The organism is Nonomuraea monospora, assembly GCF_039531895.1.
Classification (GTDB): domain Bacteria; phylum Actinomycetota; class Actinomycetes; order Streptosporangiales; family Streptosporangiaceae; genus Nonomuraea; species Nonomuraea monospora.
This window is the reverse complement of the sequence record NZ_BAAAQX010000006.1, coordinates 305,089-331,592: the sequence shown is the minus strand read 5'-3', so window position 1 is coordinate 331,592 and position 26,504 is coordinate 305,089. Positions and strand designations below refer to the sequence as shown.

The 26,504-nt window shown below is 74.0% G+C and carries 22 protein-coding genes; 16 read left to right on the top strand and 6 right to left on the bottom strand.

Features of this window, described 5'->3' with window-relative positions; translation table 11 throughout:
• Window positions 1-140: 140 nt before the first annotated feature.
• From ABD331_RS14830 to ABD331_RS14810, 5 genes are all read left to right on the top strand, one after another.
• Window positions 141-1,115, top strand: coding sequence for a universal stress protein (locus tag ABD331_RS14830; protein WP_344474809.1), 975 nt, complete (start codon window positions 141-143; stop codon window positions 1,113-1,115).
• Window positions 1,116-1,214: 99 nt separating this feature from the next.
• Window positions 1,215-1,967: an SDR family oxidoreductase gene (locus tag ABD331_RS14825; protein ID WP_344474807.1), complete on the top strand. Its 753-nt coding sequence runs from the start codon at window positions 1,215-1,217 to the stop codon at window positions 1,965-1,967.
• Between the two features lie 158 nt (window positions 1,968-2,125).
• Window positions 2,126-2,566 (top strand): hypothetical protein, encoded by a 441-nt coding sequence (locus ABD331_RS14820; RefSeq protein ID WP_344474806.1) that lies wholly within the window; start codon window positions 2,126-2,128, stop codon window positions 2,564-2,566.
• Window positions 2,556-4,310 (top strand): ferritin-like domain-containing protein, encoded by a 1,755-nt coding sequence (locus tag ABD331_RS14815; protein ID WP_344474804.1) that lies wholly within the window; start codon window positions 2,556-2,558, stop codon window positions 4,308-4,310. The genes ABD331_RS14820 and ABD331_RS14815 overlap by 11 nt, the downstream gene beginning before the upstream one ends.
• 4 nt (window positions 4,311-4,314) lie before the next feature.
• The gene (locus ABD331_RS14810) at window positions 4,315-5,031 is read left to right on the top strand and encodes an alpha/beta fold hydrolase (protein WP_344474802.1); all 717 of its coding nucleotides are present in this window, start codon (window positions 4,315-4,317) and stop codon (window positions 5,029-5,031) included.
• Between the two features lie 99 nt (window positions 5,032-5,130).
• Here ABD331_RS14810 and ABD331_RS14805 read toward each other — a convergent pair whose 3' ends face one another.
• Window positions 5,131-5,790, bottom strand: a complete 660-nt coding sequence (locus ABD331_RS14805; protein WP_344475030.1) for a sigma-70 family RNA polymerase sigma factor — start codon at window positions 5,788-5,790, stop codon at window positions 5,131-5,133.
• 158 nt (window positions 5,791-5,948) lie between these two features.
• Between ABD331_RS14805 and ABD331_RS14800 the strand changes: the two genes are divergently transcribed.
• From ABD331_RS14800 to ABD331_RS14790, 3 genes are read left to right on the top strand one after another with little or no spacing between them, the layout of a single operon-like run.
• Entirely contained in the window at window positions 5,949-8,699 is a 2,751-nt protein-coding gene (locus ABD331_RS14800) for an ATP-binding protein (RefSeq protein WP_344474800.1), read from the top strand.
• 29 nt (window positions 8,700-8,728) lie between these two features.
• Window positions 8,729-9,112, top strand: coding sequence for an alpha/beta hydrolase (locus ABD331_RS14795; protein WP_344474798.1), 384 nt, complete (start codon window positions 8,729-8,731; stop codon window positions 9,110-9,112).
• Complete coding sequence (locus ABD331_RS14790; protein WP_344474796.1) at window positions 9,082-9,309, top strand: alpha/beta hydrolase fold domain-containing protein; 228 nt, start codon at window positions 9,082-9,084, stop codon at window positions 9,307-9,309. The genes ABD331_RS14795 and ABD331_RS14790 overlap by 31 nt, the downstream gene beginning before the upstream one ends.
• A gap of 99 nt (window positions 9,310-9,408) precedes the next feature.
• Here the strand turns inward: ABD331_RS14790 and ABD331_RS14785 are convergent, their stop codons facing one another.
• The 3 genes from ABD331_RS14785 to ABD331_RS14775 form a co-directional block, all read right to left on the bottom strand.
• Window positions 9,409-9,810, bottom strand: a complete 402-nt coding sequence (locus tag ABD331_RS14785; protein ID WP_344474794.1) for an SMI1/KNR4 family protein — start codon at window positions 9,808-9,810, stop codon at window positions 9,409-9,411.
• A 67-nt stretch (window positions 9,811-9,877) separates the two neighbouring features.
• Entirely contained in the window at window positions 9,878-10,318 is a 441-nt protein-coding gene (locus ABD331_RS14780; protein ID WP_344474792.1) for a cupin domain-containing protein, read from the bottom strand.
• A gap of 97 nt (window positions 10,319-10,415) precedes the next feature.
• Entirely contained in the window at window positions 10,416-11,390 is a 975-nt protein-coding gene (locus tag ABD331_RS14775) for a cytochrome P450 family protein (protein ID WP_344474790.1), read from the bottom strand.
• A 362-nt stretch (window positions 11,391-11,752) separates the two neighbouring features.
• Here ABD331_RS14775 and rox point away from each other — a divergent pair, with 362 nt between their 5' ends.
• From rox to ABD331_RS14760, 3 genes are all read left to right on the top strand, one after another.
• A complete protein-coding gene (gene rox, locus ABD331_RS14770; RefSeq protein WP_344475028.1) occupies window positions 11,753-13,210 on the top strand; it encodes a rifampin monooxygenase in 1,458 nt (485 codons plus the stop codon).
• Window positions 13,211-13,287: 77 nt separating this feature from the next.
• Window positions 13,288-14,247, top strand: coding sequence for an NAD(P)H-dependent flavin oxidoreductase (locus ABD331_RS14765; protein ID WP_344474789.1), 960 nt, complete (start codon window positions 13,288-13,290; stop codon window positions 14,245-14,247).
• A gap of 72 nt (window positions 14,248-14,319) precedes the next feature.
• The gene (locus ABD331_RS14760) at window positions 14,320-14,946 is read left to right on the top strand and encodes a TetR/AcrR family transcriptional regulator (protein WP_344474787.1); all 627 of its coding nucleotides are present in this window, start codon (window positions 14,320-14,322) and stop codon (window positions 14,944-14,946) included.
• Here the strand turns inward: ABD331_RS14760 and ABD331_RS14755 are convergent.
• Window positions 14,887-16,425 carry an amino acid permease gene (locus ABD331_RS14755; RefSeq protein WP_344474785.1) on the bottom strand — a complete coding sequence of 513 codons (1,539 nt, stop codon included), beginning with the start codon at window positions 16,423-16,425 and terminating at the stop codon, window positions 14,887-14,889. The two genes, ABD331_RS14760 and ABD331_RS14755, sit on opposite strands and share 60 nt — an antisense overlap.
• Before the next feature lie 235 nt (window positions 16,426-16,660).
• Here ABD331_RS14755 and ABD331_RS14750 point away from each other — a divergent pair, with 235 nt between their 5' ends.
• The 4 genes from ABD331_RS14750 (at window position 16,661) to atzF (ending at window position 23,598) form a co-directional block, all read left to right on the top strand.
• The gene (locus ABD331_RS14750) at window positions 16,661-17,503 is read left to right on the top strand and encodes an urea amidolyase associated protein UAAP1 (protein WP_344474783.1); all 843 of its coding nucleotides are present in this window, start codon (window positions 16,661-16,663) and stop codon (window positions 17,501-17,503) included.
• Window positions 17,503-18,126: an urea amidolyase associated protein UAAP2 gene (locus tag ABD331_RS14745; protein ID WP_344474781.1), complete on the top strand. Its 624-nt coding sequence runs from the start codon at window positions 17,503-17,505 to the stop codon at window positions 18,124-18,126. The genes ABD331_RS14750 and ABD331_RS14745 overlap by 1 nt, the downstream gene beginning before the upstream one ends.
• The gene (uca, locus tag ABD331_RS14740; RefSeq protein WP_344474779.1) at window positions 18,119-21,757 is read left to right on the top strand and encodes an urea carboxylase; all 3,639 of its coding nucleotides are present in this window, start codon (window positions 18,119-18,121) and stop codon (window positions 21,755-21,757) included. Before ABD331_RS14745 ends, uca begins: the two co-directional genes overlap by 8 nt.
• A gap of 95 nt (window positions 21,758-21,852) precedes the next feature.
• Window positions 21,853-23,598, top strand: a complete 1,746-nt coding sequence (atzF, locus tag ABD331_RS14735) for an allophanate hydrolase (protein ID WP_344474777.1) — start codon at window positions 21,853-21,855, stop codon at window positions 23,596-23,598.
• Window positions 23,599-23,719: 121 nt separating this feature from the next.
• Here atzF and ABD331_RS14730 read toward each other — a convergent pair whose 3' ends face one another.
• A complete protein-coding gene (locus tag ABD331_RS14730; protein ID WP_344474775.1) occupies window positions 23,720-25,138 on the bottom strand; it encodes an MFS transporter in 1,419 nt (472 codons plus the stop codon).
• 139 nt (window positions 25,139-25,277) lie between these two features.
• Between ABD331_RS14730 and ABD331_RS14725 the strand changes: the two genes are divergently transcribed.
• Window positions 25,278-26,462 (top strand): molybdopterin molybdotransferase MoeA, encoded by a 1,185-nt coding sequence (locus tag ABD331_RS14725; protein WP_344474773.1) that lies wholly within the window; start codon window positions 25,278-25,280, stop codon window positions 26,460-26,462.
• The last annotated feature ends 42 nt before the right edge of the window (window positions 26,463-26,504 follow it).

Genomic DNA, 26,504 nt, shown 5'->3' with positions numbered 1-26,504 from the left:
ACCTGGTGTGGTCCGGGCCAGGACAGGGGGAACATGAGGCCATCGCGCCGGCTCCCGCCGGGCTCGCGGCGCTCAGGCGCGACGTGTCGACCGACGGCAAGCTCGTCGAATGGCCGGTGACCGCTTCGGAAAGGACGACGATGAGTTCTGTGACCGTAGGCGTGGACGACTCCGAGGACAGCCTGCGGGCCGTCGAGTGGGCCGCCGCCGAGGCCGTGCGCCGCGGTCGGCCGCTGCTGATCGTGCACGCCTTCATCTGGCCCAAGCTGCACGTGCCCCTGGGGCCCGCGCCGGGCGCACCCGCGGAAGGCGGCCTCCGGCACGACGCGGAACGCGTCCTCGACAACGCGGCCGCCCGTGCGCGGGCCGCCGCACCCGAGGTAGAGGTGACGACCGAGATGCCGGAGGGCGAGCCCTTCGTCGCGCTGGTGCGTCACTCGCGGCACGCTGAGCTGCTGGTCGTGGGCAGTCGCGGGCTGGGCGAGGTCGGCGGGCTGCTGCTCAGCTCGGTGGGCGCCAGGCTCGCCACCGAGGCCGCCTGCCCGCTCGTCGTCGTACGCGGCCCCGCCAAGCCAGGCGAACCCGTCGCGCTGAGCACCACCGACGCCCGTCCAGGCGAGCCCGTCGCACCGGACACCGCCGACGCGCGTCCAGGCGGGCCCGTGTCGGCGGGCATCAGCGACGCCCCGCCCGGCAGCCTTGTCGCACCGGACACCGCCGACGCGCGTTCTGGCGGGCCCGTCGTGGCGGGCATCGCTGACCCAGGCGACAGCGAGGCCGTCCTCGCCTTCGCCTGCGCGCACGCCGCCCGCACCGGGCAGCCCCTGATGCTGGCCCACGCCGGCGCGGCCGGGCCGGGCGGCCACGCCAGCCCGCCGCTGCCCGAGCCCGACCTGGCCCGCTGGCGGGAGCGCTTCCCCACGGTCACGATCGACCAGGAGACGCTGACCGGGCGTCCGGGCAAGGCGCTGACGGACGCCGCGTCGAGCGCGTCCCTGCTCGTCGTCGGCAGCCACCACCATCACGAGCTCAGCGCGCTGTGGCACGGCTCGGTCAGCCAGCACGTCCTGCACCACGCCACCTGCCCGGTGGCCATCGTCAGGATTGCTCCGTGAAAAATCTCGCGGCAACCGTCACGAGCCCGAGGGGCTGCCCGGTCATAGCTGGTGACCGGGTGGCGAAGGGGTCGCCCGGCGACCGAGAGAGGAATCCGCATGAAGATCGTGGTGATCGGCGGGACCGGCCTGATCGGGTCGAAGCTGGTGGCCAAGCTGGGCGAGCACGGTCATGAGGCGGTGGCTGCCGCGCCGAACACCGGCGTGAACACCCTCACCGGCGAGGGCCTGGCCGAGGTGCTCAAGGGCGCGCAGGTCGTGGTGGACGTGTCGAACTCGCCGTCGTTCGAACGGGAGGCGGTGCTGCAGTTCTTCCAGACCTCCACGGGCAACCTGCTGGCGGCCGAGAAGGAGGCCGGGGTGGGGCACCACGTCGCGGTGTCGATCGTGGGCACCGAGCGCATGCCCGACAACGGCTACTTCGCCGCGAAGATCGCTCAGGAGCAGCTCATCGAGAAGTCGGGCGTCCCGTTCTCGCTGGTGCACTCCACCCAGTTCTTCGAGTTCGCGCGCGGTATCGCCGACGAGGCCACCAGGGACGGCCAGGTGCACGTCGCGCCGGTGCTCTTCCAGCCGATCGCGGGCGACGACGTCGCGAAGGCCGTCGGCCGCACGGCGGTGGGGGAGCCGCTGAACGGCAGGGTCGAGATCGCCGGGCCGCAGCAGTACCGGATGGACGAGTTCTTCCGCAAGGCGCTGGCCGCCTGGGGCGACCCGCGCGAGGTGGTCACCGACCCGCACGCCCGCTACTTCGGCAGCGAGCTGGCCGAGCGGTCGCTGGTGCCGCTCGACGACAAGGCCGTCCTGGGCAGCATCACCTACCGCGACTGGCTGGACGGCTCGGGCAAGTAGGTCCATGACGGCACCGCCAGCCGGGCCGCCTGGGCGGCCGAGCGGTTCGGGGTCCGGCTGATCCTGCTGGAGCCGATGCCGGTCGCGCCGCCGCCCGCCTGTTCGGGCTGCCGGTCATCGCGGCGGACCGCCGGCGCATCCCCCTGCGCGTCGGGCCGGTGGACGCCGCCTGGTGCCTGGGCGGGCTGTGCACCGTCCCGCGACGCGCCGAGCAGGTGGCGGCCGTCGTCCCGACCCGGCACCGGGCTTACACGCCGGCCGCCCACCAGGGGGAGCGGTTCACGCACCTGTTCGCGTCCGGCCAGATCGGCGTGCGGCTGCCGCACGCGGTCAGCCGGGCATCCACGCAAGTCACGGATGGAGGAATGATGAGCGCTCCGAGGGACCAGGACGGCTTCCTGCACGAGCTGGAGGTGGAGGTCGAGGCGGAGGTGAGCCTGGTCGAGGCCAGCCGTCCCGGGGAGGTCGCCGAGCTGCCGGTCACCGACTGGCTGTTCGACCCCACGGACGCAGAACGCGAGGAGATCGGCCTGCGCGGCCTGCTCGACGCGGTCGAGGTACTGGAGGACGGCTCGCGACCGGACGACCATGTCGCCTGAGACGCCGACCTCACCTGAGACGCCGAGGCGTGAGGCGCGGATCGGGACGATCGGGGACCTGCGCGAGCACCTGCAGTGGGCGATCGAGCTGGAACACGCCACGCTGCCGCCCTACCTCTGCGCCCTGTACTCGCTGGACCAGGAACGCAACCCGGCGGCCGCCGCCATAGTGAGCAGCGTCTTCGCCGAGGAGATGCTGCACCTGGCACTCGCCGCCAACCTCCTCAACGCCATAGGCGGCAAGCCCCGCCTCGACACCCCCCGGATGCTCCCGCCCCACCCGCGCCGCCTCCCCCACGGCTCCCTGGAGCTGTCGCTCGTCCCGTTCGGCGAGCAGGCGCTGGAGATGTTCCTGCGGCTGGAACGCCCGGCGCCCGCGGGTGCCGCACCGGAGGGCGACGACTACGAGACGATCGGCCAGTTCTACGCCGCCATCGAGCAGGGCCTGCGCGACCTGTGCGAACGGCTCGGCGAGCAGGCCGTCTTCACCGGCGACCCGGCCCGCCAGGTGCACGCCGGCCACTTCAGGCACACCGCCGGCCGGCTCGTCGCCGTCCACGACCTGAAGACGGCGCTCGCCGCGCTGGAGGAGATCGTCGAGCAGGGCGAGGGCCTGGACGGCGGCCAGGTCTGGGACGGCGACCAGGACGTCATGCACCCGGAACGCGACGAGGTCGCCCACTACTACCGCTTCCAGGAGCTGAAACTAGGCCGCCGCTACCGGCGCGGCGACACCCCGGACTCCGGCCCCACCGGCGAGCCCATCAGAGTCGATCCGGCCGGCGTACGCCCCATGCCGCCCAACCCGCGCCCGGCCGAGCCCGGCAGCGCCGCCCGCGAGGCGCAGGACGCCTTCGACCACACCTACTGCGCCGTCCTGCACCTGCTGGAGCGGGCGTTCAACGGCAACCCGAGACTCCTGGCCGTCGCCACCGGCACCATGTACGCGCTCAAGGCCCAGGCCCTCGCCCTCCTGGAGCAGGGCTCCGGCCCGACCTTCCGCTACGTCACGCCCGAGCGCCGCCGGTGGAGCGTCGGCGACGAGCGGCGCGTCGTCGTGCTGCGCGACGGCCCGTACGTCGTGTACGGCGGCGTCCCCCTCCGCCGCAAGCGGAAGATCGTCTCCGCCGGGAACGACGCCCTGACCTGGAAGACCGGCGAACCCCTGGAGACCGAGGACACGTACGCGCTGTGCCGCTGCGGCCACTCGCGCGCCAAGCCGTTCTGCGACGGGACGCACGCCGTCATCGGCTTCGACGGCACCGAGGCCGAGATCATGCGCCCGTACCGGGAGTTGCAGCACGTCCACGACGGGGCCGGCATCTCGGCGCAGCGCGTGGGTGAGTTGTGCGTCCACGCCGCCTTCTGCATCGGCCGCACCAGGCCCATCGCCGCGATGCTCGCCGACACCGCCGACAGCGACGTCCGTTCGAACATCATGGGCCGCATCGACCACTGCCCCTCCGGCTCCTACAGCTACGCCCTCGAACGCGGCGGCGACACCATCGAACCCGACCTCCCGCAGGCCGTCTCCGTCCTGGAGGAGGAGGGCGGGCTGGCCAGCGCGCTGTGGGTCACCGGCCGGGTGCCGGTCATCCGGTCGGACGGACTGCCGCTGGAGACCCGCAACCGGACGACGCTCTGCCGCTGCGGCCACTCCGGCAACAAACCCCTGTGCGACGGCACCCACCGCGAGATCGGCTTCCACGAGGAAGACCCGAACCCACCACGAGAAGAGGAATGACCTCATGTCCGAACAGCCCGTTGTCGTGCTGGTGCACGGCGCCTTCGCCGAATCCGCCTCCTGGAACCGGGTCATCCAGCGCCTGCACGGCCATGGGCTCCAGGCGGTCGCGGTGGCCAACCCGCTGCGCGACGTCGAGGGCGACGGCGCGTACGTGCGCGACGTGATCGCCGGCCTCGGCTGGCCCGTCGTGCTCGTCGGGCACTCCTACGGCGGCATGGTGATCAGCCAGGCGGCCACCGGCGACCCGGCCGTGCGGGCGCTCGTCCACGTCGGCGCCTTCGCGCCCGAGGCGGGGGAGAGCGCCTTCCTATTGTCGGCCAAGTTCGAGGGCAGCACGCTGGGGGACGCGCTGGTCGCCTACCCGGTCGCCGCCTCCGGCACCGAGTTCCGCATCGATCCCGGCAAGTTCCACCACCAGTTCTGTGCCGACGTGGACGCCGGCGAGGCGGCGCTGATGGCCGCCACGCAACGGCCGGTCACCGAGCGGGCGCTGCGGGACGAGATCACGGTGGCCGAGCCCGCGTGGCGGGGGATCCCGTCGTGGTTCGTGCACGGGGAGCGCGATCTCAACATCCCGGCGGCTGCGCTGCGGTTCATGGCCGAGCGGGCCGGGGCGCGTGGCACCACGGAGATCCCTGGGGCGTCGCACGCGGTCGCCGTCTCCGCGCCTGACGCCGTCGCCGCCGTCATCGCCGAGGCCGTTCGCGGCACCGGCTGACCGGCCGGATCGCGGCCCGTGGCATGAACTCCGCCACGGGCCGCTCGCCTTTCAGGCCGCGACCCGTGGCCTAGCGGTTGATCTCAGCGGCGAAGTGGCCTAGCGGTTGATGTCAGCGGCGAGCAGGCTCTCCAGCCCGCCCAGGTCCCCGGTCCGCGCCGCAGCGAGAAACGTCCGGACGAGCCGCTGACGCGCGGCGCCGCTCACCGGACGGATCCGCCCGGCGGCCAGGTGCCGGCGGGCACGCCGCAGCAACTGCCGGGCGTGCTCCTCAGTCAACCCCAGCACCTCCCCGATCTGCCGGAACGGATAGTCGAAAGCCATCCGCAGCAGATAAACCCCCCGCTCAGCAGCGGTCAGCCGCTCCAGCAACATCCGGACGGCCCCATCGACCGCCTCATGCCGCTCAGCCGCCACCTCAGGCCCGGCGGACCGGTCGGGCGTGTCAGGGAGCCAGGGCCCGGCAGAGGTCTCGCGCCGCTTGCGCGCCGACTGGGTGACGTTGATGGCCAGCCGCGTGGTGGTCAGCGCCAGGAACGCGGCCGGGCTGACGACGACGGACCGGTTGGCGCGGGCCCACCGCAGCCACGTCTCCTGCACGACGTCCTCCGCCTCGCCCGCGTCCTGAAGGACGCGCAGCCCGATGGCGTACAGGCGCGGGGCGGCGCCGGCGAAGGTGGCGGCGGCCCCGTCCCAGCCGCCGGCCGGCCGGTCATCCCCCTGCGTGGCGCTGTCTCCGTACGACTCCAGCAAACTCATGCTCACGGCTTCAACTCCCCGTTCACAGCCGCATCCGGCGGATGCCACTGTGATCACGGTCGTTGCCGGAGCCCCTCCGTCGCGCCCCGGGGACACCGTGGTCGATACCCTGGCCCGGGCCCCAGGGGGTACCCAGGGAACGGCAGGACGGAGGCCGGGTGGCAAGCAGGCGGCTGCGGGGCCGGAGGATCGAGTGCGAGCGGCTGGATCGGCTCGTGGCCACGGTGCGGGGCGGCCACAGCTCGGTGCTCATCTTGCGCGGTGAGGCGGGGATCGGCAAGACGGCGCTGCTGGAGTACGCGCGGGAAGGCGCTCAGGGATGCCGGGTGACCAGGGCCGCGGGCGTCGAGTCGGAGATGGAGCTGGCGTTCGGCGGCCTGCACCAGTTGTGCGCGCCGTTCCTCGACCAGCTCGCGAAGCTGCCTGAGCCGCAGCGCGAGGCGCTGGGGACGGCGTTCGGGCTGAGCGCGGGCACGCCGCCGGACCGGTTCCTGGTGGGGCTGGCGGTGCTGAGCCTGCTGGCCGAGGTGGCCGAGAAGGAGCCGCTGGTCTGCCTGGTCGACGACGCCCAGTGGCTGGATCAGGTCTCGGCGCAGACGCTCGCGTTCGTGGCGCGCCGCCTGCTGGCCGAACGGATCGCGCTGGTGATCGCGGTCCGCGACGACCGTCTCGGCCGCGAGCTGGCGGGCCTGCCGCAGCTCGACGTGGGACGGCTGAGCGACAGCGACGCCCGCGCCCTGCTCGACTCGGTGACGCCCGGACGGCTGGACGAGCAGGTCAGGGACAGGATCGTGGCCGAGACGCAGGGCAACCCCCTGGCCCTGCTGGAGCTGCCGCGCGGGCTGACCCCGGCCGAGCTGGCGGGCGGTTTCGGCCGTCCGGACGCGCGGTTGCTGGCGAGCCAGATCGAGCAGAGCTTCCTGCGGCGGGTCCAGGCCCTGCCCGCCGAGACGCAACGCCTGCTGCTGGTCGCGGCGGCCGAGCCGGTGGGCGACGTGACGCTGCTGGCGCGGGCGGCCGACCTGCTGGGCATCGAGACAGCCGCCGCGGCGCCCGCCGAGGTGGAGGGCCTGATCACGATCGGCACGCGGGTGCGGTTCCGCCACCCCCTGGTGCGTTCTGCGGCTTATCGGGTGGCGGCCCCGCAGGAACGGCAGGCCGTGCACCGCGCCCTGGCCGACGCCACCGACGAGGCGACGGACCCCGACCGGCGGGCCTGGCACCTGGCCAACGCCGCCCCGGGCCCCGACGAGGCGGTCGCGGCGGAGCTGGAGCGTTCGGCGGGCCGCGCCCAGGCCCGTGGCGGGGTCGCGGCGGCGGCGGCGTTCCTCGAACGGGCGGCCGAGCTGACCCCCGACGCGGCCGTGCGCGGCGCGCGGGCGCTGGCGGCGGCCCGCGACAAGTACCGGGCCGGCGGGTACGACGCCGCGCTCGAACTGCTCGACGCCGCGGAGCTGAGCCCCCTCGACGACCGCCTTCTCGCCCAGTCCAGCCTGCTGCGCGGCCAGATCATGTTCGCCTCCACCAGCGCGGGCGCCGCCCTGCCGCTGCTGCTCAAGGCGGGCAGACGCCTCGAGCCGCTGGACGCAGGGCTGGCCCGCGAGACCTACCGCGACGCCCTGTACGCGGCGCTCACCGCGGGCCGCCTGGCGAGCGGAGCCCAGATGGCGGACGTCGCCAGGGCCGCCCTCGCCGCACCGCCGGGCCCACCCCCGGAACGCGACGACCTGCTGCTGAACGGCGCGGCGACCACGATCATCGACGGCTACGCGGCGGGCACGCCGATGGTGCTGCGGGCTCTGGAGGCGTTCCGTACCGGAGAGGTGTCCAGGGAGGAGGGCCTCGGCTGGCTCCCGCTCGCCTGCCGCATGGCCCACAACGTGTGGGACTTCGACAGCTACGCCGACCTCTCGGCCCGCCTGGTCGCGTCGGCCCGCGAGACGGGCGCGCTGTCGGTGCTGCCGCCGGCGCTGCTGCTGCTCCTGTCGGCCCGGGTGCTGGCCGGCGAGCTGGCGGAGGCCGAGGCGCTGGTCGCCGAGGCGATGACGATCGGCGAGGTGACGGGCAGCCGCTTCATGGCCCAGTACGGAGCCCTGGTGCTGGAGCCGTGGCGGGGCCAGGAGAAGGCGACCCGCCAGGCGATCGAGGCGATCACCCGCGACGTGGCGCTGCAGGGGGAGGGCAAGGTGGCCACCGCCACCCAGTGGGCCGCCGCGGTGCTGCACAACGGCCACGGCCGCTACGAGGAGGCGTACGTCGCGGCGGAGCGGGGCGCCGAGCACCCGCAGGAGCTCGGGCTGTCCACCTGGTCCACGATCGAGCTGGTCGAGGCGGCGGCCAGGAGCGGCAGGCCGGCCCGCGCCGCCGAGGCCGCCCGGCGGCTCGACGAGATGGCCAGGGCCAGCGGCACCGACTGGGCACTCGGCATCTCGGCGAGCGCCCGCGCCCAGGTCAGCGCGGGCCCGGCCGCCGACGCGCTCCACCGGGAGGCGATCGAGCGGCTGGGCCGTACCAAGGTCAGGACGGCGCTCGCCCGCGCCCGCCTGCTCTACGGCGAGTGGCTGCGCCGCGAGAACCGCCGCGTGGACGCGCGCGAGCAACTGACCGTCGCCCACGACCTGTTCGGCTCGATGGGGGCCGGGGCGTTCGCCGAACGCGCCGGGCGGGAGCTGCGGGCCACCGGCGAGAGCGTCCGCAGACGCCCGGCCGAGACGCCTACCGGGCTGACCTCGCAGGAGGCGCGGATCGCCCGCCTGGCCGCCGGCGGGCTGACGAACTCCGAGATCGGCGCGCAGCTCTACATCAGCCCGCACACCGTCGAATGGCACCTGCGCAAGATCTTCGTCAAGCTCGGCGTCGCCTCCCGCAGGGAGCTGCGCACCACCCTGCCCGGAGCCGCCACCGCCTGACAGCTCCCCTGCGGCAAGAGGGACATGTGATGAACGACATCGTTCTGGAGCCTGCGGCTCAGGAGTTCGCCGAGGCGGCGGCCAAGCCCCCGCTCCTGTACGAGCTGGGCACGCAGGGCGCCCGCAAGCTGCTGGACGACGTGCAGTCCGGCCCCGTCGCCAAGCCCGCCGTGGACGAGAAGTGGATCGTCGTGCCCGCCGTGGCCGGCGACGTGCGGGTGCGGCTCGTCAGGCCCGCCGGCGCCACGGGGGTCCTGCCGGTCGTGCTGTACGTGCACGGCGGCGGCTGGGTGCTGGGCAACGCGGGCACCCACGACCGGCTGGTGCGGGAGCTGTCCGTCGGGACGGCGCGGCCGAGAACCTCGACGCCGGCAGGCTCGCCGTGGCGGGCGACTCGGTCGGCGGGAACATGACCGCGGCCCTGACCCTCATGGCCAAGCAGCGCGGCGACGTGCGGTTCGTGCACCAGTCGCTGTACTACACCACCGACCCCGCCCAGCGCGCCGAGATCACCGCCTCTCCGCTGCGCGCCACCCTGGAGGACGCCACCGCCCAGGCCATCGAAGTGCTCAAGGCCGCGCCGCGCCCCGCCGACGGCGCGCGGGTGTGAGGCCTACGAGGCGGAGACCATGGCCGCTCAGCCGTCTCGTGAGCCCCGATCCCCGCCGGGCCGACCTTCGACTACGTGCCGCCCGAGTGCGGCCTGTCCTCATCGAGTGACGGCCTCCGGCGGACCCCAGTTCCAGCCGCGCCGAGAGAACAGACGCAAGAATTCGGTGAAGGACCCGGCCTGATAGAGGCCCGCATGCCAGTCCTCCGCGGTGACATCCAGCAGCAGAAGCGGCGGCGGGTCCTTCCTGAAGTCGTACACCAGCAACTCCCTGCTGCCGTCATCACCGATCGCCACCGCACCAGGAAAGCGCGTCTGCATCTCCCCGGCCGCGTTGACCGCCACGAGCTCTTCCAGAGGCTGCAACCTCAGGTAATTCCCGGCCGACTCGACGACCCGCCCCACCGCCCCCTCGGCCGTCAAGAAGCTCCGGTAGTCATCGGGAAACCGGACGCCCAGCCGCTGCTCCGCATCCTGAATCCGTGCTTCGTCTGCTTCCATCCGAACATCTCACACAAGAAAAAGGCCACCGGCCACCCCCCGAGGGCGGCCGGTGGCCTTTCATCGGTCATGGCTGGGGCGCGCGCCGATCCCGGCGGGCTTCCAGTTCCTCCGCGCTGACCGGCACCAGCATCGGCTGTCCCGGCGCGCAGAACATGGTCACCACGAACGCCGACTCCTCATCCTCCAGATGGTTGCCGTCCTGGTAGTGGATGACGTCCCCACCCGGCTCCCAGAACGCCTCCCCGGCCCGCAGGACCCGCACCGGGTCCCCTTCGAGCTCGAAGTTGATCGCTCCCTTGAGTACGTACCCGAAGGCGGGCCCCGAGTGCCGGTGCGGTGGCGCGCCGGGGCTGTTGGGCGGCAAGGTGACCAGGATCGTCATCGCCTCGGCGCCCGCCGGCGCGGGCGGCGCGCCCGGCACGGTGGCGACCACGTCGAGTTTGGGCGGCGGGCCGCTCTTGTCGGGGTTGTCGAGGTGGTGGCCGTGCGCGTGATCGGTGCTCATGAGCGGTCCTCCGGAGATCAGTGGCCGGTTCGATCCGGCCGTGTACAGCTCAGACAAGACAGCGCCCCCGGCGCGTGACAACTCTCCTGGCGGCGTGTCATCCGGCGGTGTGCAGCCGCACGGGCAGTTTCTGGTGACCGTTGCTGATGAGGGTGGGTATGGGACGCAGCGTGTCGGCGGGCGCGGCGAGGGACAGGCCGGGGAAGCGGTCGAAGAGCTGGCGCAGGGCCTCCGCCACCTCCAGGCGGGCCAGGGGTGCGCCGAGGCAGAAGTGCACGCCGTAGCCGAACGCCAGGTGGTCCTTAACGCGGCGGGTGACGTCGAAGGCGTCGGCGTCCGCGCCGTGCCAGTCCGGGTGGCGGTTGGCGGCGCCGTACGCGGCCAGGATGGGCTCTCCCGCCGTGATGACCTGCCCGTCGGGCAGCTTGACGTCGGTGACGGCGAAGCGCAGCGGCAGGTACTTGATGGCGGGCTCGGCGCGCAGGGTCTCCTCCACGACGTCCGCCCAGCTCGCCTCGCCGGAGCGGCCCAGGCCGAGCTGGGCAGGGGAGGCCAGCATCGTGAAGACGGCCTGGTCGATGACGTCGACGGTGGTCTCGTACCCGGCGCTGATCATCAGGATCATCGTGTCGGGCAGCTCGGCGGCGGTGAGTCCGGCGCCGCCGGACTCCTCGTCGCGGGCCGCGATGAGCAGGGACGTCATGTCGTCGCCCGGCTCGGCCCGCTTGGTGGCGATGAGCTGCTCGATGTGCTCGAACAGGCGCAGGTTGTTCGCCTGGGCCTGCTCAGGGGTGAGTGTGCTGTCGAAGACGTTGTCGACGATCTGCCGGAAGTCGTCCCGCTGCTCCTGCGGCACGCCCATCAGGTGGCCGATCACCGCGATGGGCAGCGGGTACGCCAGCCGCTCCCGCAGGTCCACCACCTGGCCTTCGGGCACCGCGGCCAGCTCGTCCATCAGCTCGGCGGCCAGCGCCTGGACGGCCGGCTTCAGCTCGGCGATGCGGCGGGCGCTGAACGCGGGGGCGACCATCCGCCGCAGCCTGCGGTGGTCGGCGCCGTACGCGGTGAGCATGCTCCGCACCTCGAACCACAGGGCGAGCGGTCACGTGCGGATCGTCTCCTGGAAGTCCGGGTAGTGGGGGCGCCCGTTCTTGGACACGTCCGGGCTGGTCAGCAGCGTCTTGAGCAGGGCCGGGTCCGGTACTCGGCGTGCCGGTCGGCACCGGTGGGATCGATGACGAAGGGGAAGGGCACTCCCCGTGCGTGAAAGCACTCCCCGTCACTTTCAAGCTATAGCGCACAGGGGGTCTTGCGGCAAGACCGGGGTCGTGCCGCACAATCAACGGCTGGGGCCAGGACCTGCGGATTCGCGGGCGCGAAAGCACGCGGGGCGCAGCCGGCCGGCAGAAGCAACCTCACTGGATGGGCGATTCCATGTTCGATGTGATCATCGTCGGCGGCGGGCCGACCGGCTCGATGCTGGCCGCCGAGCTGCGGCTGCACGACGTGCGCGTACTCGTGCTGGAGAAGGACGCGGAGCCGGCCAAGCATGTCCGCTCGCTCGGCCTGCACATCCGCACCATCGAGCTGCTGGACCAGCGGGGCGTGCTGGAGCGGTTCCTGGAGCACGGGACGAAGTACCCCATCCGCGGTCACTTCGCCGGCATCGACAAGCCCCCGCTCGACCACCTGGACACCTCCCACCCCTACACCCTCGGCATCCCGCAGCCCATCACCGACCGTCTGCTGGCCGAGCGCGCCGCAGAGCTGGGCGCCGAGATCCGGCGCGGCAGCGAGGTGGTGGGGGTGAGCCAGGACGCGGACGGGGTGACCGCGGAGCTGGCCGACGGCACCCGGCTGCGCGCCCGCTACCTCGTCGGCTGCGACGGCGGGCGCAGCACGGTGCGCAAGGCGCTCGGCGTCGCCTTCCCCGGCGAGCCCGCCAGGACCGAGATGCTGCTCGGCGAGATGGAGCTGACCGACGACCCGGCGGAGATCGCCGCCGCGGGGGCCGAGGTGCGCAAGACGCTGTTCACGTTCGGCGCCATGCCGCTCGGGGACGGGGTGTACCGCGTCCTGGTGCCGGCCGAGGAGGTCGCCGAGGACCGCGCCGTCCCGCCGACCATCGAGGAGTTCCAGCGGCGGCTGCGGGCCTACGTCGGCACCGACTGGGGCGCGCGCTCGCCGCGCTGGCTGTCCCGCTTCGGCGACGCCACCCGGCTGGCCGAACGTTACCGTGACGGGCGGGTGCTGCTGGCGGGCGACGCGGCGCACGTGCATCCGCCGGCCGGCGGGCAGGGGCTCAACCTGGGCGTCCAGGACGCGTTCAACCTCGGCTGGAAGCTGGCCGCCGAGCTGGCCGGGTGGGCGCCGGAAGGGCTGCTGGACAGCTACGCCGCCGAGCGCCGCCCGGTGGCCGCCGACGTGCTGGACAACAGCCGGGCGCAGATGGAGCTGATGTCTCCTGAGCCGGGGCCGCAGGCCGTGCGCCGGCTGGTGGCCGAGCTGATGGACGTCGAGGAGGTGCGCAGGCTGCTCATCGGGAAGGTCACCGCGATCGGCGTCCGGTACGACTTCGGCGACGGGGCCGATCTGGTCGGGCGGCGCCTGCGGGACGTGCGGCTCAAGCAGGGGCGGCGGCTGTACGAGCTGATGCGTTCCGGGCGGGGGCTGCTGCTCGACCGGACGGGCGGGTTGTCGGCCGAGGGCTGGGCGGGCCGGGTCGATCACGTCGTGGACGCCGCTGAGGAGCTGGACGTGCCCGCCGTGCTGCTGCGTCCGGACGGTCACGTCGCGTGGGCCGGTGACGATCAGGGGGAGCTGCTCGACCGGCTGCCGCGCTGGTTCGGCGCCGAGGGCGTGACCCGCCTGGCCGGTGCGGGGGGCGTTTGACCTGGGGCGCGTGACTCGGGGGCGCGTGACCCCGGGCCCGTGACCAGGTCGGCCGGGCACGGCGGGAGGATGCCGGTATGACGTTGTCGACGGTGTTCACGGAGATGTTCGGCGTCCGGCACCCCATCGCCCTCGCTCCGATGGGCGGTTCGGCGGGCGGCGCGCTGGCCGCCGCGGTCTGCCGGGGCGGCGGCCTGGGGCTGCTGGGCGGCGCGTACGGGGACCCCGGGTGGCTGGCACGCGAGGCCCCGGCAGTGGCGGCCACGGGCCTGCCGTGGGGTGTCGGCTTCCTGACCTGGGGCATCGACCGGGCGGCCGTGGAGCTGGGGCTGAGCCTCGGCCCGAAGGCCGTGATGCTGTCGTTCGGCGACCCCGCCCCGTACGCGGAGCTGGTCCGCCAGGCGGGCGCTCTGCTGATCCTCCAGGTGACCGACCTGGAGGAGGCCAGGCAGGCCGTGGACGCGGGCGCCGACGTGATCGTGGCCCAGGGCACGGAGAGCGGCGGTCACGGGGCGGCGCGCGGGCGTTCCACGCTGCCGTTCGTGCCCGCCGTGGTGGATCTCGTGCACCCGGTGCCCGTGCTGGCGGCGGGCGGGATCGCCGACGGGCGCGGCGTGGCGGCGGCCCTGGTGCTCGGGGCGGCCGGGGCGCTGGTCGGCACCCGTTTCCAGGCCACCACCGAGGCCCTGGCGGATCCGTCGACCAAGAAGGCGATCATCGAGGGGCGGGGCCAGGAGACCGAGCGGAGCACCGTGCTGGACGTGGCGCGCGGCTCGGCCTGGCCCGCCAGGTACCCGGCCCGCACCCTCGGGCACCCCTATCTGGACCGCTGGCGGGGGCGGGAGGCGGAGCTGGCCGCCGACGCCGGAGCTCTGCGGCAGTATCAGCAGGACGTGGCGAGCGGCGCGATCCCGCCGCTGCCGGTGTGGGCGGGCGAGGCCGTGGACCTGATCGGCGACCTGCCCTCGGCGGAGCACCTGGTGGCCGCGATGGCCGTACAGGCGCAGGAGGCGCTGAACAGGGCGGGACGCCGCTGAGAAGCGCGGGTGTGCGACGATCGAGCGGTGAGCGCCCCTTCCACCGTGCGAAAAGTAGGCAGACCGCGAGCAGTGGCGCGACCGCGCAGCGAGCTGAGCCCGAGGGAGGAGATCCTGGCGGCGGCGGCGGAGCTGTTCACCGTGCACGGCTATGCGGCCACCACGACGAGGGCGCTGGCCGAGCGGGCCGGGATCAGGCAGGCGTCGATCTACCACTACTTCGACGGCAAGGAGGACATCCTCGCCGAGCTGCTGGAGAGCACGGTGCGGCCGTCGCTGGAGGCGGCGCGCGCCCTGGCCGGCGCGACGGCGGAGGAGCGGCTGCGGGAGCTGTGCCAGCGTGACGCCAGGCTGCTGTGCGCGGGGCCGTACAACCTGGGCGCCCTCTACCTGCTGCCCGAGGTGCGCACGGAGCGGTTCGCCGGGTTCCGGCGGATGCGTGAGGAGCTGAAGGCCGCGTACGGCGAGCTGCTGGCGGGCACCTCGGCCGGGGCGGCGCTGTCCCCCGAGGACAGGGCGCTGCGCACCGACCTGCTGTTCGCGCTGATCGAGGGCGTCATCCTGATCCGCAGGGACACACCGGGAGAGATGGCCGCCACCGCCGTCGAGACGCTGGCGGCGGCCACCGCCGACGCGGCGCTACGCCTGGCCGGTGTTCGCGAGCGGCACCTGCCCGGCGGCGACCCCGGTGCGGCGTAGCCGCCGGTAGAGCAGGCCGAGGGCGACGACGGCCGCGAGGAAGACGATGGTGAACCACTGGAAGAACCAGTGGCCGGTGATCGGGGCGTACACCTCGGCCCTGGGCCAGGCCAGGTTCACGGTCATCGCGATGCCGTAGCAGAAGGCCAGCGCGTTGACCGGCAGCCCCCACCGTCCCATGTTGAACAGCGGCGTGCCGTCCTCCGCGACGCCGCCGGGCGCGCCGCCCCGCCAGCCGCCGCGCAGCCGCTGCACCAGCAGCGGGCCGGTCACCATCGCGTAGGCGAGGTAAAGCAGCACGATGCAGGTGGTGCCGATGGCCAGGAACGCCTCGGGGGAGGCGAAGTTGAGCAGCAGGATCGCCGCCGCGAGCCCTCCGGTGACCAGCGCGGGCCCGGCCGGCATGCCGGTGCGGGGGGAGACCCGGGACAGCGCGCCGGAGAAGGGCACCACGCCGTCGCGCGCCATGGAGAACAACATCCTGGTGGCGGCGGTCTGGATGGCCATGGTCGCCACGGCGATCGCCACCACCACGTCGGCCAGCAGCAGCTTGCCCACCCAGTCGCCCAGGCTGCTGGTGAGCACGTAGGACAGGCCCTCGGTGGCCAGCCGCCCGTCGGTCAGGCTGGGGGCGGCGAGCAGGCCGGCGAAGATGATCAGGCCGCCGAGCAGCCCGGCCGCCGTGAGCGCGGTCAGGATGGTGCGGGGCGCGACCCGGCGCGGGTTGCGGGTCTCCTCGCTCAGCTCGCCGGCGCTGTCGAAGCCGATGAGCACGTACGCGGCGGTGAACGAGCCGACCAGCAGCGCGCCGATGGCCCCGCCCTGCCCGCCGGTGCTGAACGTGATGCCGGGCCCGTTCTCGGCGTGGGTGAACAGCAGCACGATGATGAGCACCGCGCCGATGATCTCCGTGGTGACGCCGACGCTGTTGATCCGGGCCAGGACGCGGTTGTCGATGACGTTCACGGCGGTGGTGAGCGCGAGCAGGATCAGGCCGAGTATCGCGGCGTTGGCCGCGCCGGTGGCGGTGGTCGGCGCGGGGTCGCCGCCGACGAGCTGGAACCCCGGCCAGATGGACGGCAGCACGACCTGCAGCGCGAGCGCCGCGGCGGCGATGACCACGATCTGCCCGAGGATCATGATCCAGCCCGCGAACCAGCCGAACGCCGGCGTGCTCAGCCGGGTGGACCACTGGTAGATGGAGCCGGAGATCGGGTAGCGGGCGGCCAGCTCGGCGAAGCAGAGCGCGACCAGGAGCTGCCCGCCCAGCACGATGGGCCAGGTCCAGAAGAACGCGGCGCCGCCGAAGGAGTAGCCGATGGCGAAGAACTGGAAGACCGTGGTCAGGACGGAGATGAAGGAGAAGCCCGCGGCGAAGGAGGCGTACCTGCCCATGCTGCGGTGCAGCTCCTGGCGGTAGCCGAAGGTCCGCAGCGAGGATTCGTCGGTGGGTGGCGGGGGAGTGGCGGTGACGTCCATCGGGTCTCCGGGCGTTCGAATTTCTGTCGGTTGACCGATATGTACGGGCCCGGCGTTTCCGCCTCGTGACGCCGGCGTTCATCTGCCGTAACGCAAAACTCACCGCGCGGCCTGATCACTTGAGCCGCATCAGCGCCGTGAGCACCGCTTAACACGGGATTTACCGGCCCGACCCATGGGTGTTCGCGAGGCCGCACAGCATTTCTGTCAAGCGACAGAAATTGCGAGGAGCGTCGTGACCACACTCCAGAACGGGACCGCCACCACCGCAGGTGCGCGCGCCCATGCCCGCGCCCAGGAGGGCACCACGGTCCACACCGCGCCGACCGTCCCGGCCTCGCGCTGGACCGACCTGCCCGAAGGGGTCGCCGCCGGCGACGTCGTCTGGGCCGACCGCGTCCCCGCGGGCGGCTACGCCCACCGCGTGCTCGCGCCGGGCACCGCGATCCGGCTCACCGACCCCGACGGCGACGCCTGCGCGTCGCTGCTGCTGCACCACGCCGGCCTGCCGTGGGAGCGGCTCAACGTCGCCGACACGGTCAAGGTGCAGTGGCAGGTGTACGCGGGCGCGTCGTACCTGCTGCTCAGCGACCAGGCCCGGGTCCTGGCCACCGTGCTGCACGACGGCTCGGGACGGCACGACACCCTCTACGGCGCCTCCACCAGGGCCAGGAACGAGCGGCGCTACGGCGACGGCTCCCCCCAGGGCCCCAGCCCGGCCGGACGGGAGCTGCTCGCCCTCGCCGGCGCGAAGAACGGCCTGGAACGGCGCGACCTGCCCCCGTCGATCTCCTTCTTCCAGGGCGTCCGCATCGACGCGGACGGGCGGCCCGAATGGCAGGGCTCGGCAGGCCCAGGCACCAGCGTCACCCTGCGCACCGAGTTGCCCGTCGTCGTGCTTCTCGCGAACGCGGCCCACCCGCTCGACCCGCGCCCCGGCTACACCGTCACCCCGCTGGAGATCCTCGCCTGGCGGGACCGCGTGACGACGCCCGAGGACCCCCAGTGGAGCGCCACGCCCGAGGGCCGGCGCGCCTTCGAGAACACCGCCGACCACCGGAAGGGCAGGGCGCTGTGATGACGGACGCGTTCGGGGCCGAGCTGCACAGGGAGACCGTCCCGCCCCGCGCCCCCTGGTCGTGGGTGCTGCGGCGCGGGCAGGTGCTTGTCATCGCCGACCTCGACGGCAACCAGGCCGTCGACTTCCTCGCCTACGACGCCCACCGCTCCTGGCGCGCCTACAGCGCCCAGGCGACCCTGCAGGAGCAGGAGACGATCTTCCTGACGACGGGCAGCGTGCTGCGCGACAACGAGTCCGAGCCGCTCCTGACCGTGGTCGCCGACGAGGTCGGCCGGCACGACACCCTCGGCGGCGCCTGCTCCCGCGAGTCGAACACGCTGCGCTACGGCCACCACACCTACGCCCAGCACGCCTGCGCCGACAACTTCCTGGCCGAGCTGTCGCGGTACGGCATGGGCAAGCGCGACCAGGTCTCCAACGTCAACTGGTTCATGAACGTGCCCGTGGACCCCGACGGCGCGCTCGGCATCGTGGACGGCATCTCGGCGCCCGGCCTGTCCGTCGCGCTGCGCGCGGAGAAGGACACCCTCGTCGTCGTCTCCAACTGCCCCCAGATCAACAACCCCTGCAACGGCTTCGACCCCAGCCGCGCCCGGATGGCGGTGTACGCCGGTGCGTGAGCCTTCGCCCGGCACGCTGCTGATCGCCAACCGGGGCGAGATCGCCTGCCGGATCATCCGCACCGCACGCCGGCTCGGCCTGCGTACGGTGGCGGTGTTCTCCGAGATCGACCGGGCCGCCGCGCACGTCCGGCTCGCCGACGAGGCCGTCCTGCTGGGCCCCGCCGCGCCCGCCGAGTCCTACCTCAACGCCGAGGCGGTCCTGCGCGCCGCCAAGGAGAGCGGCGCCGACGCCGTCCACCCGGGCTACGGGTTCCTGGCCGAGGACGCCCGCTTCGCCGAGCTGGTCGAGGGCGCCGGGCTGGCGTTCGTCGGCCCGGCACCCGCCCACCTGCGGACCTTCGGCGACAAGCACACCGCCCGCGCCGTCGCCGTGGCGGCCGGAGTCCCGGTCTTCCCCGGCACAGGGCTGCTCACCGACGCCGACCACGCGGTCGCCGAGGTGGCCGCCATCGGCTACCCCGTCATGCTCAAGGCCACCGGCGGGGGCGGCGGCATCGGCATGACCGTGTGCCGCACCCCCGAGGAGCTGCGCGCCGCCCACGACCGGGTGACCGGCCTCGCGCTGCGCAGCTTCGGCTCCGCCGGCGTCTTCGCCGAGCGGTACGTCGAACGCGCCCGCCACGTCGAGGTGCAGCTCTTCGGCGACGGCATGGGCGGCGTCGTCACCCTCGGCGACCGCGACTGCTCGCTGCAGCGGCGCAACCAGAAGGTCGTCGAGGAGGCGCCCGCCCCCGCCCTGCCCGGCCACGTGCGCGAACGGCTCCACCGCACCTCGCGCGACCTGGCCGCGTCCATCCGCTACCGCTCGGCCGGCACGGTCGAGTTCGTCTACGACGCCGAACGTGAGGAATTCTCCTTCCTGGAGGTCAACGCCCGCCTCCAGGTGGAGCACCCGGTCACCGAGCAGGTCACCGGCGTCGACCTGGTCGCCTGGATGCTGCGGCTGGCCGGCGGCGACGCCTCCTTCCTCGCGCCGCACCTCGCCACCGGCGACGTGCCGGTGACCGGCCACGCCGTCGAGGCCCGCGTGTACGCCGAGGACCCGGCCGCCGGCTTCCGCCCCAGCGCCGGCCTGCTCACCCGGGTGGAACTCCCGTCCGGGGACGGCATCAGGATCGACGGCTGGGCCGAGACCGGCACCGAGGTGTCCACCGCCTACGACCCGATGCTCGCCAAGGTGATCGCCACCGGCCGCAGCCGGGACGAGGCCCTCGACCGCCTCGGCCAGGCCCTCGCCACGACCAGGATCGACGGCATCGAGGTCAACCTCGGCCTGCTGCGCGCCGCCGTCGAGATCCCCGCCTTCAGGGCCGCCGCCCACAGCACCGGCACCCTCGCCGGCGTGGGCGACCCGGAGCCGCGCGTCACCGTCGTGCGCTCCGGCCTGATGACCACCGTCCAGGACGCAGAAGGGCGCGTCGGCTACTGGCAGGTCGGCGTGCCGCCCAGCGGGGCGATGGACGACCGCTCGCTGCGGCTGGCCAACCTGGCGCTCGGCAACGACGAGAACGCGGCGGGCCTGGAGTGCACCGCCGGCGGGCCCACCCTCGAAGTCAGCCACGACACGCTCGTCTGCGTCACCGGCGCGCCCGCGCCCGTCACCGTGGACGGGGCGCCGGTGCCGATGTGGGAGCCGGTGCGGGTGCCCGCCGGATCCACCCTGCACGTGGGTGACTGCGCCGCCGGGCTGCGTACGTACGTCGCCTTCGCCGGAGGGCTGGACGTGCCCCCGTACCTGGGCAGTGCGGCCACCTTCACACTGGGGCGGTTCGGCGGCCACGGCGGGCGCGCCCTGCGGCCCGGCGACGTCCTCCGCGCCTTCACTCCGTCCTCAGCCCCCACCGGGCCCGTCCCCGCCGAGCGGCGTCCCCGCTTCGAGCCGCACTGGGAGCTGGGCGTCACCGAGGGGCCGCACGCCGCGCCCGAGTTCTTCACCCGCGCCGACATCGACCAGCTCTACGCCACCCGCTACGAGGTGCACTTCAACTCCGCGCGCACGGGCGTCCGCCTGATCGGGCCCAAGCCCGCCTGGGCCAGGCGGGACGGGGGCGAGGCCGGGCTGCATCCGTCCAACATCCACGACACGCCCTACTCGGTGGGCGCGCTCGACTTCACCGGCGACACCCCGATCCTGCTCGGACCCGACGGGCCCAGCCTCGGGGGGTTCGTCTGCCCCGTCACGGTGGTGTCGGGGGAGCGGTGGAAGCTGGGGCAGCTCCGGCCCGGCGACACGGTGTCGTTCGTGCCGGTCCGCGCCGCCGACGCCGTTCCTGCGCGCTCGCTCGACCTGCCCGCGCTCGTGGCGGGCGGCGACGGCGACGACGGCGTGCTGGGCAGGCTCCCCGGGGGCGGCGGCGTGCTGGGCCGGTCCGGCGGCGACGGCTTGGCGCGCTCGCTCGACGGGGGTGACGGGCCGGTCGTGACGTATCGGCGGCAGGGCGACGACAGCGTCCTCGTCGAGTACGGCGACCTCGTGCTCGACCTCGCGCTCCGCGCCCGCGTCCACGCCCTGCACACCGCGCTGGCCGGCCTCGCCCCCGCCGGCGTGCTCGACCTGACCCCCGGCATCCGCTCCCTCCAGGTGCACGTCGACCCGCAGGTGCTGCCCGTGCCCCGCCTCCTCGGCCTGCTCGCCGAACTGGAGACCACCCTGCCGCCCACCGCCGAGCTGGTCGTCCCCAGCCGCACCGTGAGACTCCCCCTGAGCTGGGACGACCCGGCCACCCGCGAGGCCATCGAGCGGTACATGGCCGGCGTGCGCGACGACGCCCCCTGGTGCCCGTGGAACATCGAGTTCATCCGCCGCGTCAACGGGCTCGACAGCGTGGACGACGTCTACCGCACCGTGTTCGACGCCGAGTACCTGGTGCTGGGCCTGGGCGACGTCTACCTCGGCGCCCCCGTGGCGACGCCGCTCGACCCGCGCCACCGGCTCGTCACCACGAAGTACAACCCCGCCCGCACCTGGACGGCGGAGAACTCCGTCGGCATCGGCGGCGCGTACCTGTGCGTCTACGGCATGGAAGGGCCCGGCGGCTACCAGTTCGTCGGCCGCACCACGCAGGTGTGGCGCACCCACCCGGCGCCCGGCCAGGACCCGTGGCTGCTGCGCTTCTTCGACCGGATCCGCTGGTACCCGGTCTCGCCCGAGGAACTGCTCGACCTGCGGGCCGACCTGGCCGCCGGACGGACCTCCATCGACGCCGCCGACGGATCCTTCTCACTGGCCGAGCACGAACGCTTCCTCGCCCAGAACGCCGCGTCCATCGCCGCCTTCCGGGCCACGCAGGCGGCGGCGTTCTCGGCGGAGCGGCGGGCCTGGGAGGAGGCGGGCGAGTTCACCCGCGCCGAGCAGGCGGCGGCCGTCGAGATCGCCGCGCCCGCCGAGGTCGTGGTGCCGGAGGGCGGTGCGCGGGTGGACGCGCCGTTCGTGGCGAACGTGTGGAAGGTGGAGGTCGCCGTGGGTGACGTGGTGGAGGAGGGGCAGACGGTGGTGGCGTTGGAGGCCATGAAGATGGAGACGTACCTGGCGGCGCCGGCGGCCGGGGTCGTGGTCGAGGTGCGTGCGGCGGCCGGGACCCAGGTCGCGCCGGGGGACTGCCTGGTCGTGATGGGGCCGCTCGCATGAACGACCGCAAGCCAACGCACGCCCCGCAAGCGCCCAGCGACTCGGGCTGGCGGCCGGAGGTCCCCGTGCCAGTGGGCGGGCGGCCAGAAGCGTCCATGCCGGTGGGCGGGTGGCTGGAGGCGTCCTCTGCCCGCTCTGCCCGTGAGGTGCGGGGGCGGCGGCCGGAGGTGTTCATCGCGCACCGCGACGAGGCCGACGTCGCGGCCGACCTGGCGGCGGCCACCGGGCCGCTGGCCGGGCTGAGGCTGGCCGTGAAGAACAACGTGGACGTGGCGGGCTTCCCCACGACCGCCGCCTGCCCCGCCTTCGCCGAGGCCCCGGCGCAGGCCGACGCGCAGGCCGTGGCACGCCTGCGGGCGGCGGGTGCGACCGTCGTCGGCGTGACGAACCTGGACCAGTTCGCGACCGGCCTGGTAGGCCAGCGCACCCCGTACGGCGGGGTGCGTGACGCGCGCCGCCCGTCGTTCGTGTCGGGCGGTTCGAGCTCGGGCTCCGCGGTCGCGGTGGCGCTCGGCCTGGCCGACCTCGCGATCGGCACCGACACGGCTGGCTCGGGACGGGTGCCGGCCGCGTTCCAGGGCATCACCGGCATCAAGCCGACCCTCGGCACGGTCTCCGTGAACGGCGTGGTCCCGGCGTGCCGCTCGTACGACGCGGTCACGATCATGGCCAGGGACCTGGACACCGCCGACGCCGCCATGGCCGCGATGGCGGGCGGCCCCGGCACCCGCCCCTGGCCGCCGGACGCGCCCCTGGCCGCACCCGCCGCCCCGCGCGTGGCCGTCCCCGACGACCTGACGGCCATGGACCCCGGCTGGGCCGACGCCTTCACGGCCACCGCCGAGCGGCTGCGAGAGGCGGGCGCGGTCGTTGAGCCGATCAGGTTCGAGCCGTTCCTGGCCGCCGCCCGGCTCCTGTACGACGGCGCGCTCGTCGCCGAGCGGCACGCCGCCGTCGGCGCGTTCGTGGACGCCCACCCCGGCGACGTCGATCCCACGGTCGGCGCGATCATCAGCCGCGCCGGGGGCATCGCCGCCTCCGACCTGGTGCGCGACCTGGAACGGCTGGAGCGGCTGCGGCAGGAGTGCCTGGGCCTGCTCGACGGCTTCGACGCGCTGCTCGTGCCGACGGCGCCCTGCCACCCCACGGTGGCCGAGGTCGCCGCGGAGCCGGTGGCGGTCAACTCGCGCGTCGGCACGTACACGAACTTCTGCAACCTGTTCGACCTGTGCGCGGTCGCGGTACCTGCCGGGACGGTGGACGAGGGCCCGGAGCGGGGGATCGCCCAGTTCGGCGTCACCGTCGTGGCGCGGCCGTTCCACGACGCGGTCGCGCTGGACGTCGCCCGCCTGGTCGCCGTGCGGCCCGAGCCTCCCGCGGAGTTCGCCGGTGGCGCGCCGCCGCTGCCCGCCGGGCCGCTGCCGTGGCCCGCGGCGATCGCGGACGGCGGCGGCGTCCAGGCTGTCGAGCTGTTCGTGGTCGGCGCTCATCTGGCCGGGCAGCCGCTGGAGCACGAGTTGCGGGGCCTCGGCGCGCGGTGGGACAGGGCCGCGCGGACCTCCGCCGCCTACGAGCTGCACGCGCTCGGGACGGTGCCGCCGAAGCCGGGGCTGACGCGGGTCGGCGTGGGTGGCGCGCCGGTCGAGGGTGAGGTCTGGTTGCTGTCGGAGGGGGCGCTCGGCCGGTTCCTGTCCGGTCTGCCCGCGCCGATGTCGCTGGGGCGGGTCGAGCTGTCCGACGGGCGGTGGGTCGTGGGGTTCGGCTGCACGCGGGAGGCGGTTTCTGCGGGGGAGGACATCACGAAGTACGGGGGCTGGCGGGCGTGGCTGGCGGGCCAGTGACGCGCCCCCGGGAAGCGCTGCCCGGGCGGTAGGCGCTGCTCGGGAAGCGCTCCCCCGCCGCTGAGCCCCGCCAACGGGAAAGCGCTCACCGATCGGTGAGCGCTTCCCCGTCCGGCAGCGGTCACCCACGGGAGGCGGTGACCTGGTCGGCGGGCGCGCTGGTGCGCGTCCGCAGGGCGGCGGCGGCCACGGCGCCCACCAGGGCGATGGCGGCGGCCCCCACGAAGGCCGAGGAGAAGCCCTCGGTCAGCGCCGGCAGGTCACCGAGCCGCCCCGAGCCGTTGGCGGCGGCCACGGCGGTCATGGCGGCCAGCCCGAGCGCGGACCCCACCTGGTAGCTGGTGTTGACGATCCCCGACGCCAAGCCTCCTTCCTCCGGACGGGCGGAGGAGATGGCGGTGCCGAGGGAGGGGATGAAGGCCAGCGACATGCCGAGCGCGGCCACCAGGCTGGCGGGCAGGACGTCGGCGGCGAAGCTCCCGTCCGGGCTGATCAGCGACAGCCATGCCATCCCGGCCGTGAGCAGGAGCAGGCCGGCGACGGTGGTCGTCCTGGGGCCGAAGCGCTCGATGGCCCGCGGCGCCAGGACGATCATGCCGAGCATGATGAGCACGGTCATCGGGAGCAGGGCGGCCCCGCTGGGGAAGGCGCTGTAGCCGAGAACCTGCTGCAGGTAGAGGTTGAGGAAGAACCACATCGGGATCCACGCGCCGCCGAGCAGGAGCTGGGTGAGGTTGGCGGCGGCGAGGTCCGGGGTGCGGAAGATGGACAGGCGCATCAGCGGCTCCCGGCGGCGGGCCTGGGTGGCGACGAACGCGGCCAGCAGCGCCACGGCGACGGCCAGCGCGATCCATGTCTGGGCGGAGCCCCAGCCCGCCTCGGGTGCGCGGACGACGGCGTAGACGGCGGTGCCGAGGCCGAGGGTGACGGTCAGCGTGCCGAGCACGTCGATGGAGCCGCGCCGGGCCGGTGCGGCGGGCATCAGCGGGCCGGTGGCCAGCAGCGCGACGACCGCGATGGGGATGTTGATGTAGAAGACCCAGGGCCAGCTCAGGTATTCGGTGATGACGCCGCCGAGGAAGACGCCGGCGGTGCCGCCCGCCGGTGCGGCGGCGCCGTACAGGGCCAGGGCCCTGGTCAGCTCCTTCGGGTCGTGCCCGAACAGCATCATCAGCAGGGTGAGTGCGGACGGCGCGATCAGCGCCGCGCCCACGCCCTGCACGGCGCGGCCGGTCAGCTCGACCCACACCTCGGGCGCGATCCCGGCCAGCAGCGAACCGGTGAGCAGCACGATCCAGCCGGCGCTGAAGAGCCTGCGGGCGCCGAACAGGTCGGACAGCCGGCCGCCCAGCAGCAGGAGGCCGCCGAAGGCGACGACGTAGGCGTTGAAGACCCAGGACAGGTTCTCCTGCGAGAAGCCGAGGTCCTGCTGGATGCGGGGCAGGGCCACGCCGATGATCGACGTGTCCATGATCACGATGAACTGCGCCAGGGCGATCAGGGCCAGGGCGGCCCACCGCCTCGGCGATGGTGCGGACATGAGAACTCCAAACCTTCGTCTATTACCCCTAGGGGGTATGTTGGCGGGGGTAAATGAATACCATAGGGGGGTATATGTCAAGCGAGCCTCCCCGAGTGGCCGACTTGCACGTCGGACACCACAGATGGGAACGTGAGGCGTGGTAACGGCAGCCGATCAAGCAACACGCAGGGACGTCGCCTGGGCGACGGCGAGGCGGTTCGCGCACGCGTCCGCCGAGCCCGCACCGCCCGTGCGCACGCCGCTCGGCCGCGCGGCCGGGCTGACGCTCGCGGAGGACCTCGTCGCGCCGACGCCGCTGCCCGCCTTCGACACCTCAGCCATGGACGGGTACGCCGTGGCGGGCGACGGCCCGTGGACGCTCACCGGCAGCGCCCGCCCCGGCAGGCCATGGCCGGGCGAACGGCTGGAGAACGGGCACGCCGTGGAGATCTCGACCGGCGCCGTCGTCCCGCCCGGGGCGTGGGCGGTGCTCCCCGTCGAGTCGGCCACCACCACTGACGGCCGGGTGGCCGGGCCCGTCCTGGAGCGCGGCAAGCACATCCGGCACACGGGAGAGGACACACCCGCCGGCGCGAGCCTGGCCCCCGCCGGCACCCCGGTGGGTCCCGCGCTGCTCGGCCTGGCCGCCTCCTGCGGGTACGACGAGCTGCTGGTCCGCCGCGCGCCCGCCGTCCGGGCGATCGTCACCGGAGACGAGCTGGCCCAGCACGGCCTGCCCGCGCCCGGCCGGGTCCGCGACGCGCTCGGCCCGCTGCTGCCGCCCCTCGTCGCCGAGCTGGGCGGACGCCTCGACGACCTCGTCCACGTGCCCGACGAGCCTGTGTCCGCGCTGGCCAAGGCGGTCGACGCGGCGGACGCCGAGGTCGTCGTGGTCACCGGATCGACGTCGGTCGGCGTCACCGACGGGCTGCGCCGCCTGCTCGCCGAGCGCGACGCCCGGTGGATCGTCGACTCGGTGGCGAGCCGGCCGGGCCATCCCGCGCTGCTCGCCCGGCCGCGCGGCGGCCCGTACGTCGTCGGCCTGCCCGGCAACCCGTTCGCCGCGCTGACCGCCGCCCACACCCTGCTCGGGCCGCTCCTGGCTGGGCTGTCCTGCCGCCCGCTCGGCGCCCTGCCACAGGTCCCGCTGCTCTCCCGGGTGCGGGCGCCCGCCGGTCGCACCCGCATCGTGCCGGTCGTCTGGGACGGGGCCGGGGTGCGGGCTGTCGGCGGTGACCGGCCCGCGTTCCTGAACGGTGCCGCCCTGGGCGACGCGCTCGCCGCCGTCCCGCACGGCCACGAGCCGGGAGAGCCGGTGCCGCTGATGCTCCTGCGCAGGTAGAGCGGGAGAGCAGACCGGCTGGGCGCAGGGGGGCGGAAGGGC

Coding starts and splice junctions, on each gene's coding strand:
- ABD331_RS14830 (WP_344474809.1), top strand. CDS start 141: ATGAGTTCTGTGACCGTAGGCGTGGACGACTCCGAGGACAGCCTGCGG.
- ABD331_RS14825 (WP_344474807.1), top strand. CDS start 1,215: ATGAAGATCGTGGTGATCGGCGGGACCGGCCTGATCGGGTCGAAGCTG.
- ABD331_RS14815 (WP_344474804.1), top strand. CDS start 2,556: ATGTCGCCTGAGACGCCGACCTCACCTGAGACGCCGAGGCGTGAGGCG.
- ABD331_RS14810 (WP_344474802.1), top strand. CDS start 4,315: ATGTCCGAACAGCCCGTTGTCGTGCTGGTGCACGGCGCCTTCGCCGAA.
- ABD331_RS14805 (WP_344475030.1), bottom strand. CDS start 5,790: ATGAGTTTGCTGGAGTCGTACGGAGACAGCGCCACGCAGGGGGATGAC.
- ABD331_RS14795 (WP_344474798.1), top strand. CDS start 8,729: ATGAACGACATCGTTCTGGAGCCTGCGGCTCAGGAGTTCGCCGAGGCG.
- ABD331_RS14785 (WP_344474794.1), bottom strand. CDS start 9,810: ATGGAAGCAGACGAAGCACGGATTCAGGATGCGGAGCAGCGGCTGGGC.
- ABD331_RS14780 (WP_344474792.1), bottom strand. CDS start 10,318: ATGAGCACCGATCACGCGCACGGCCACCACCTCGACAACCCCGACAAG.
- ABD331_RS14775 (WP_344474790.1), bottom strand. CDS start 11,390: ATGCTCACCGCGTACGGCGCCGACCACCGCAGGCTGCGGCGGATGGTC.
- rox (WP_344475028.1), top strand. CDS start 11,753: ATGTTCGATGTGATCATCGTCGGCGGCGGGCCGACCGGCTCGATGCTG.
- ABD331_RS14765 (WP_344474789.1), top strand. CDS start 13,288: ATGACGTTGTCGACGGTGTTCACGGAGATGTTCGGCGTCCGGCACCCC.
- ABD331_RS14755 (WP_344474785.1), bottom strand. CDS start 16,425: ATGGACGTCACCGCCACTCCCCCGCCACCCACCGACGAATCCTCGCTG.
- ABD331_RS14745 (WP_344474781.1), top strand. CDS start 17,503: ATGACGGACGCGTTCGGGGCCGAGCTGCACAGGGAGACCGTCCCGCCC.
- atzF (WP_344474777.1), top strand. CDS start 21,853: ATGCCGGTGGGCGGGTGGCTGGAGGCGTCCTCTGCCCGCTCTGCCCGT.
- ABD331_RS14730 (WP_344474775.1), bottom strand. CDS start 25,138: ATGTCCGCACCATCGCCGAGGCGGTGGGCCGCCCTGGCCCTGATCGCC.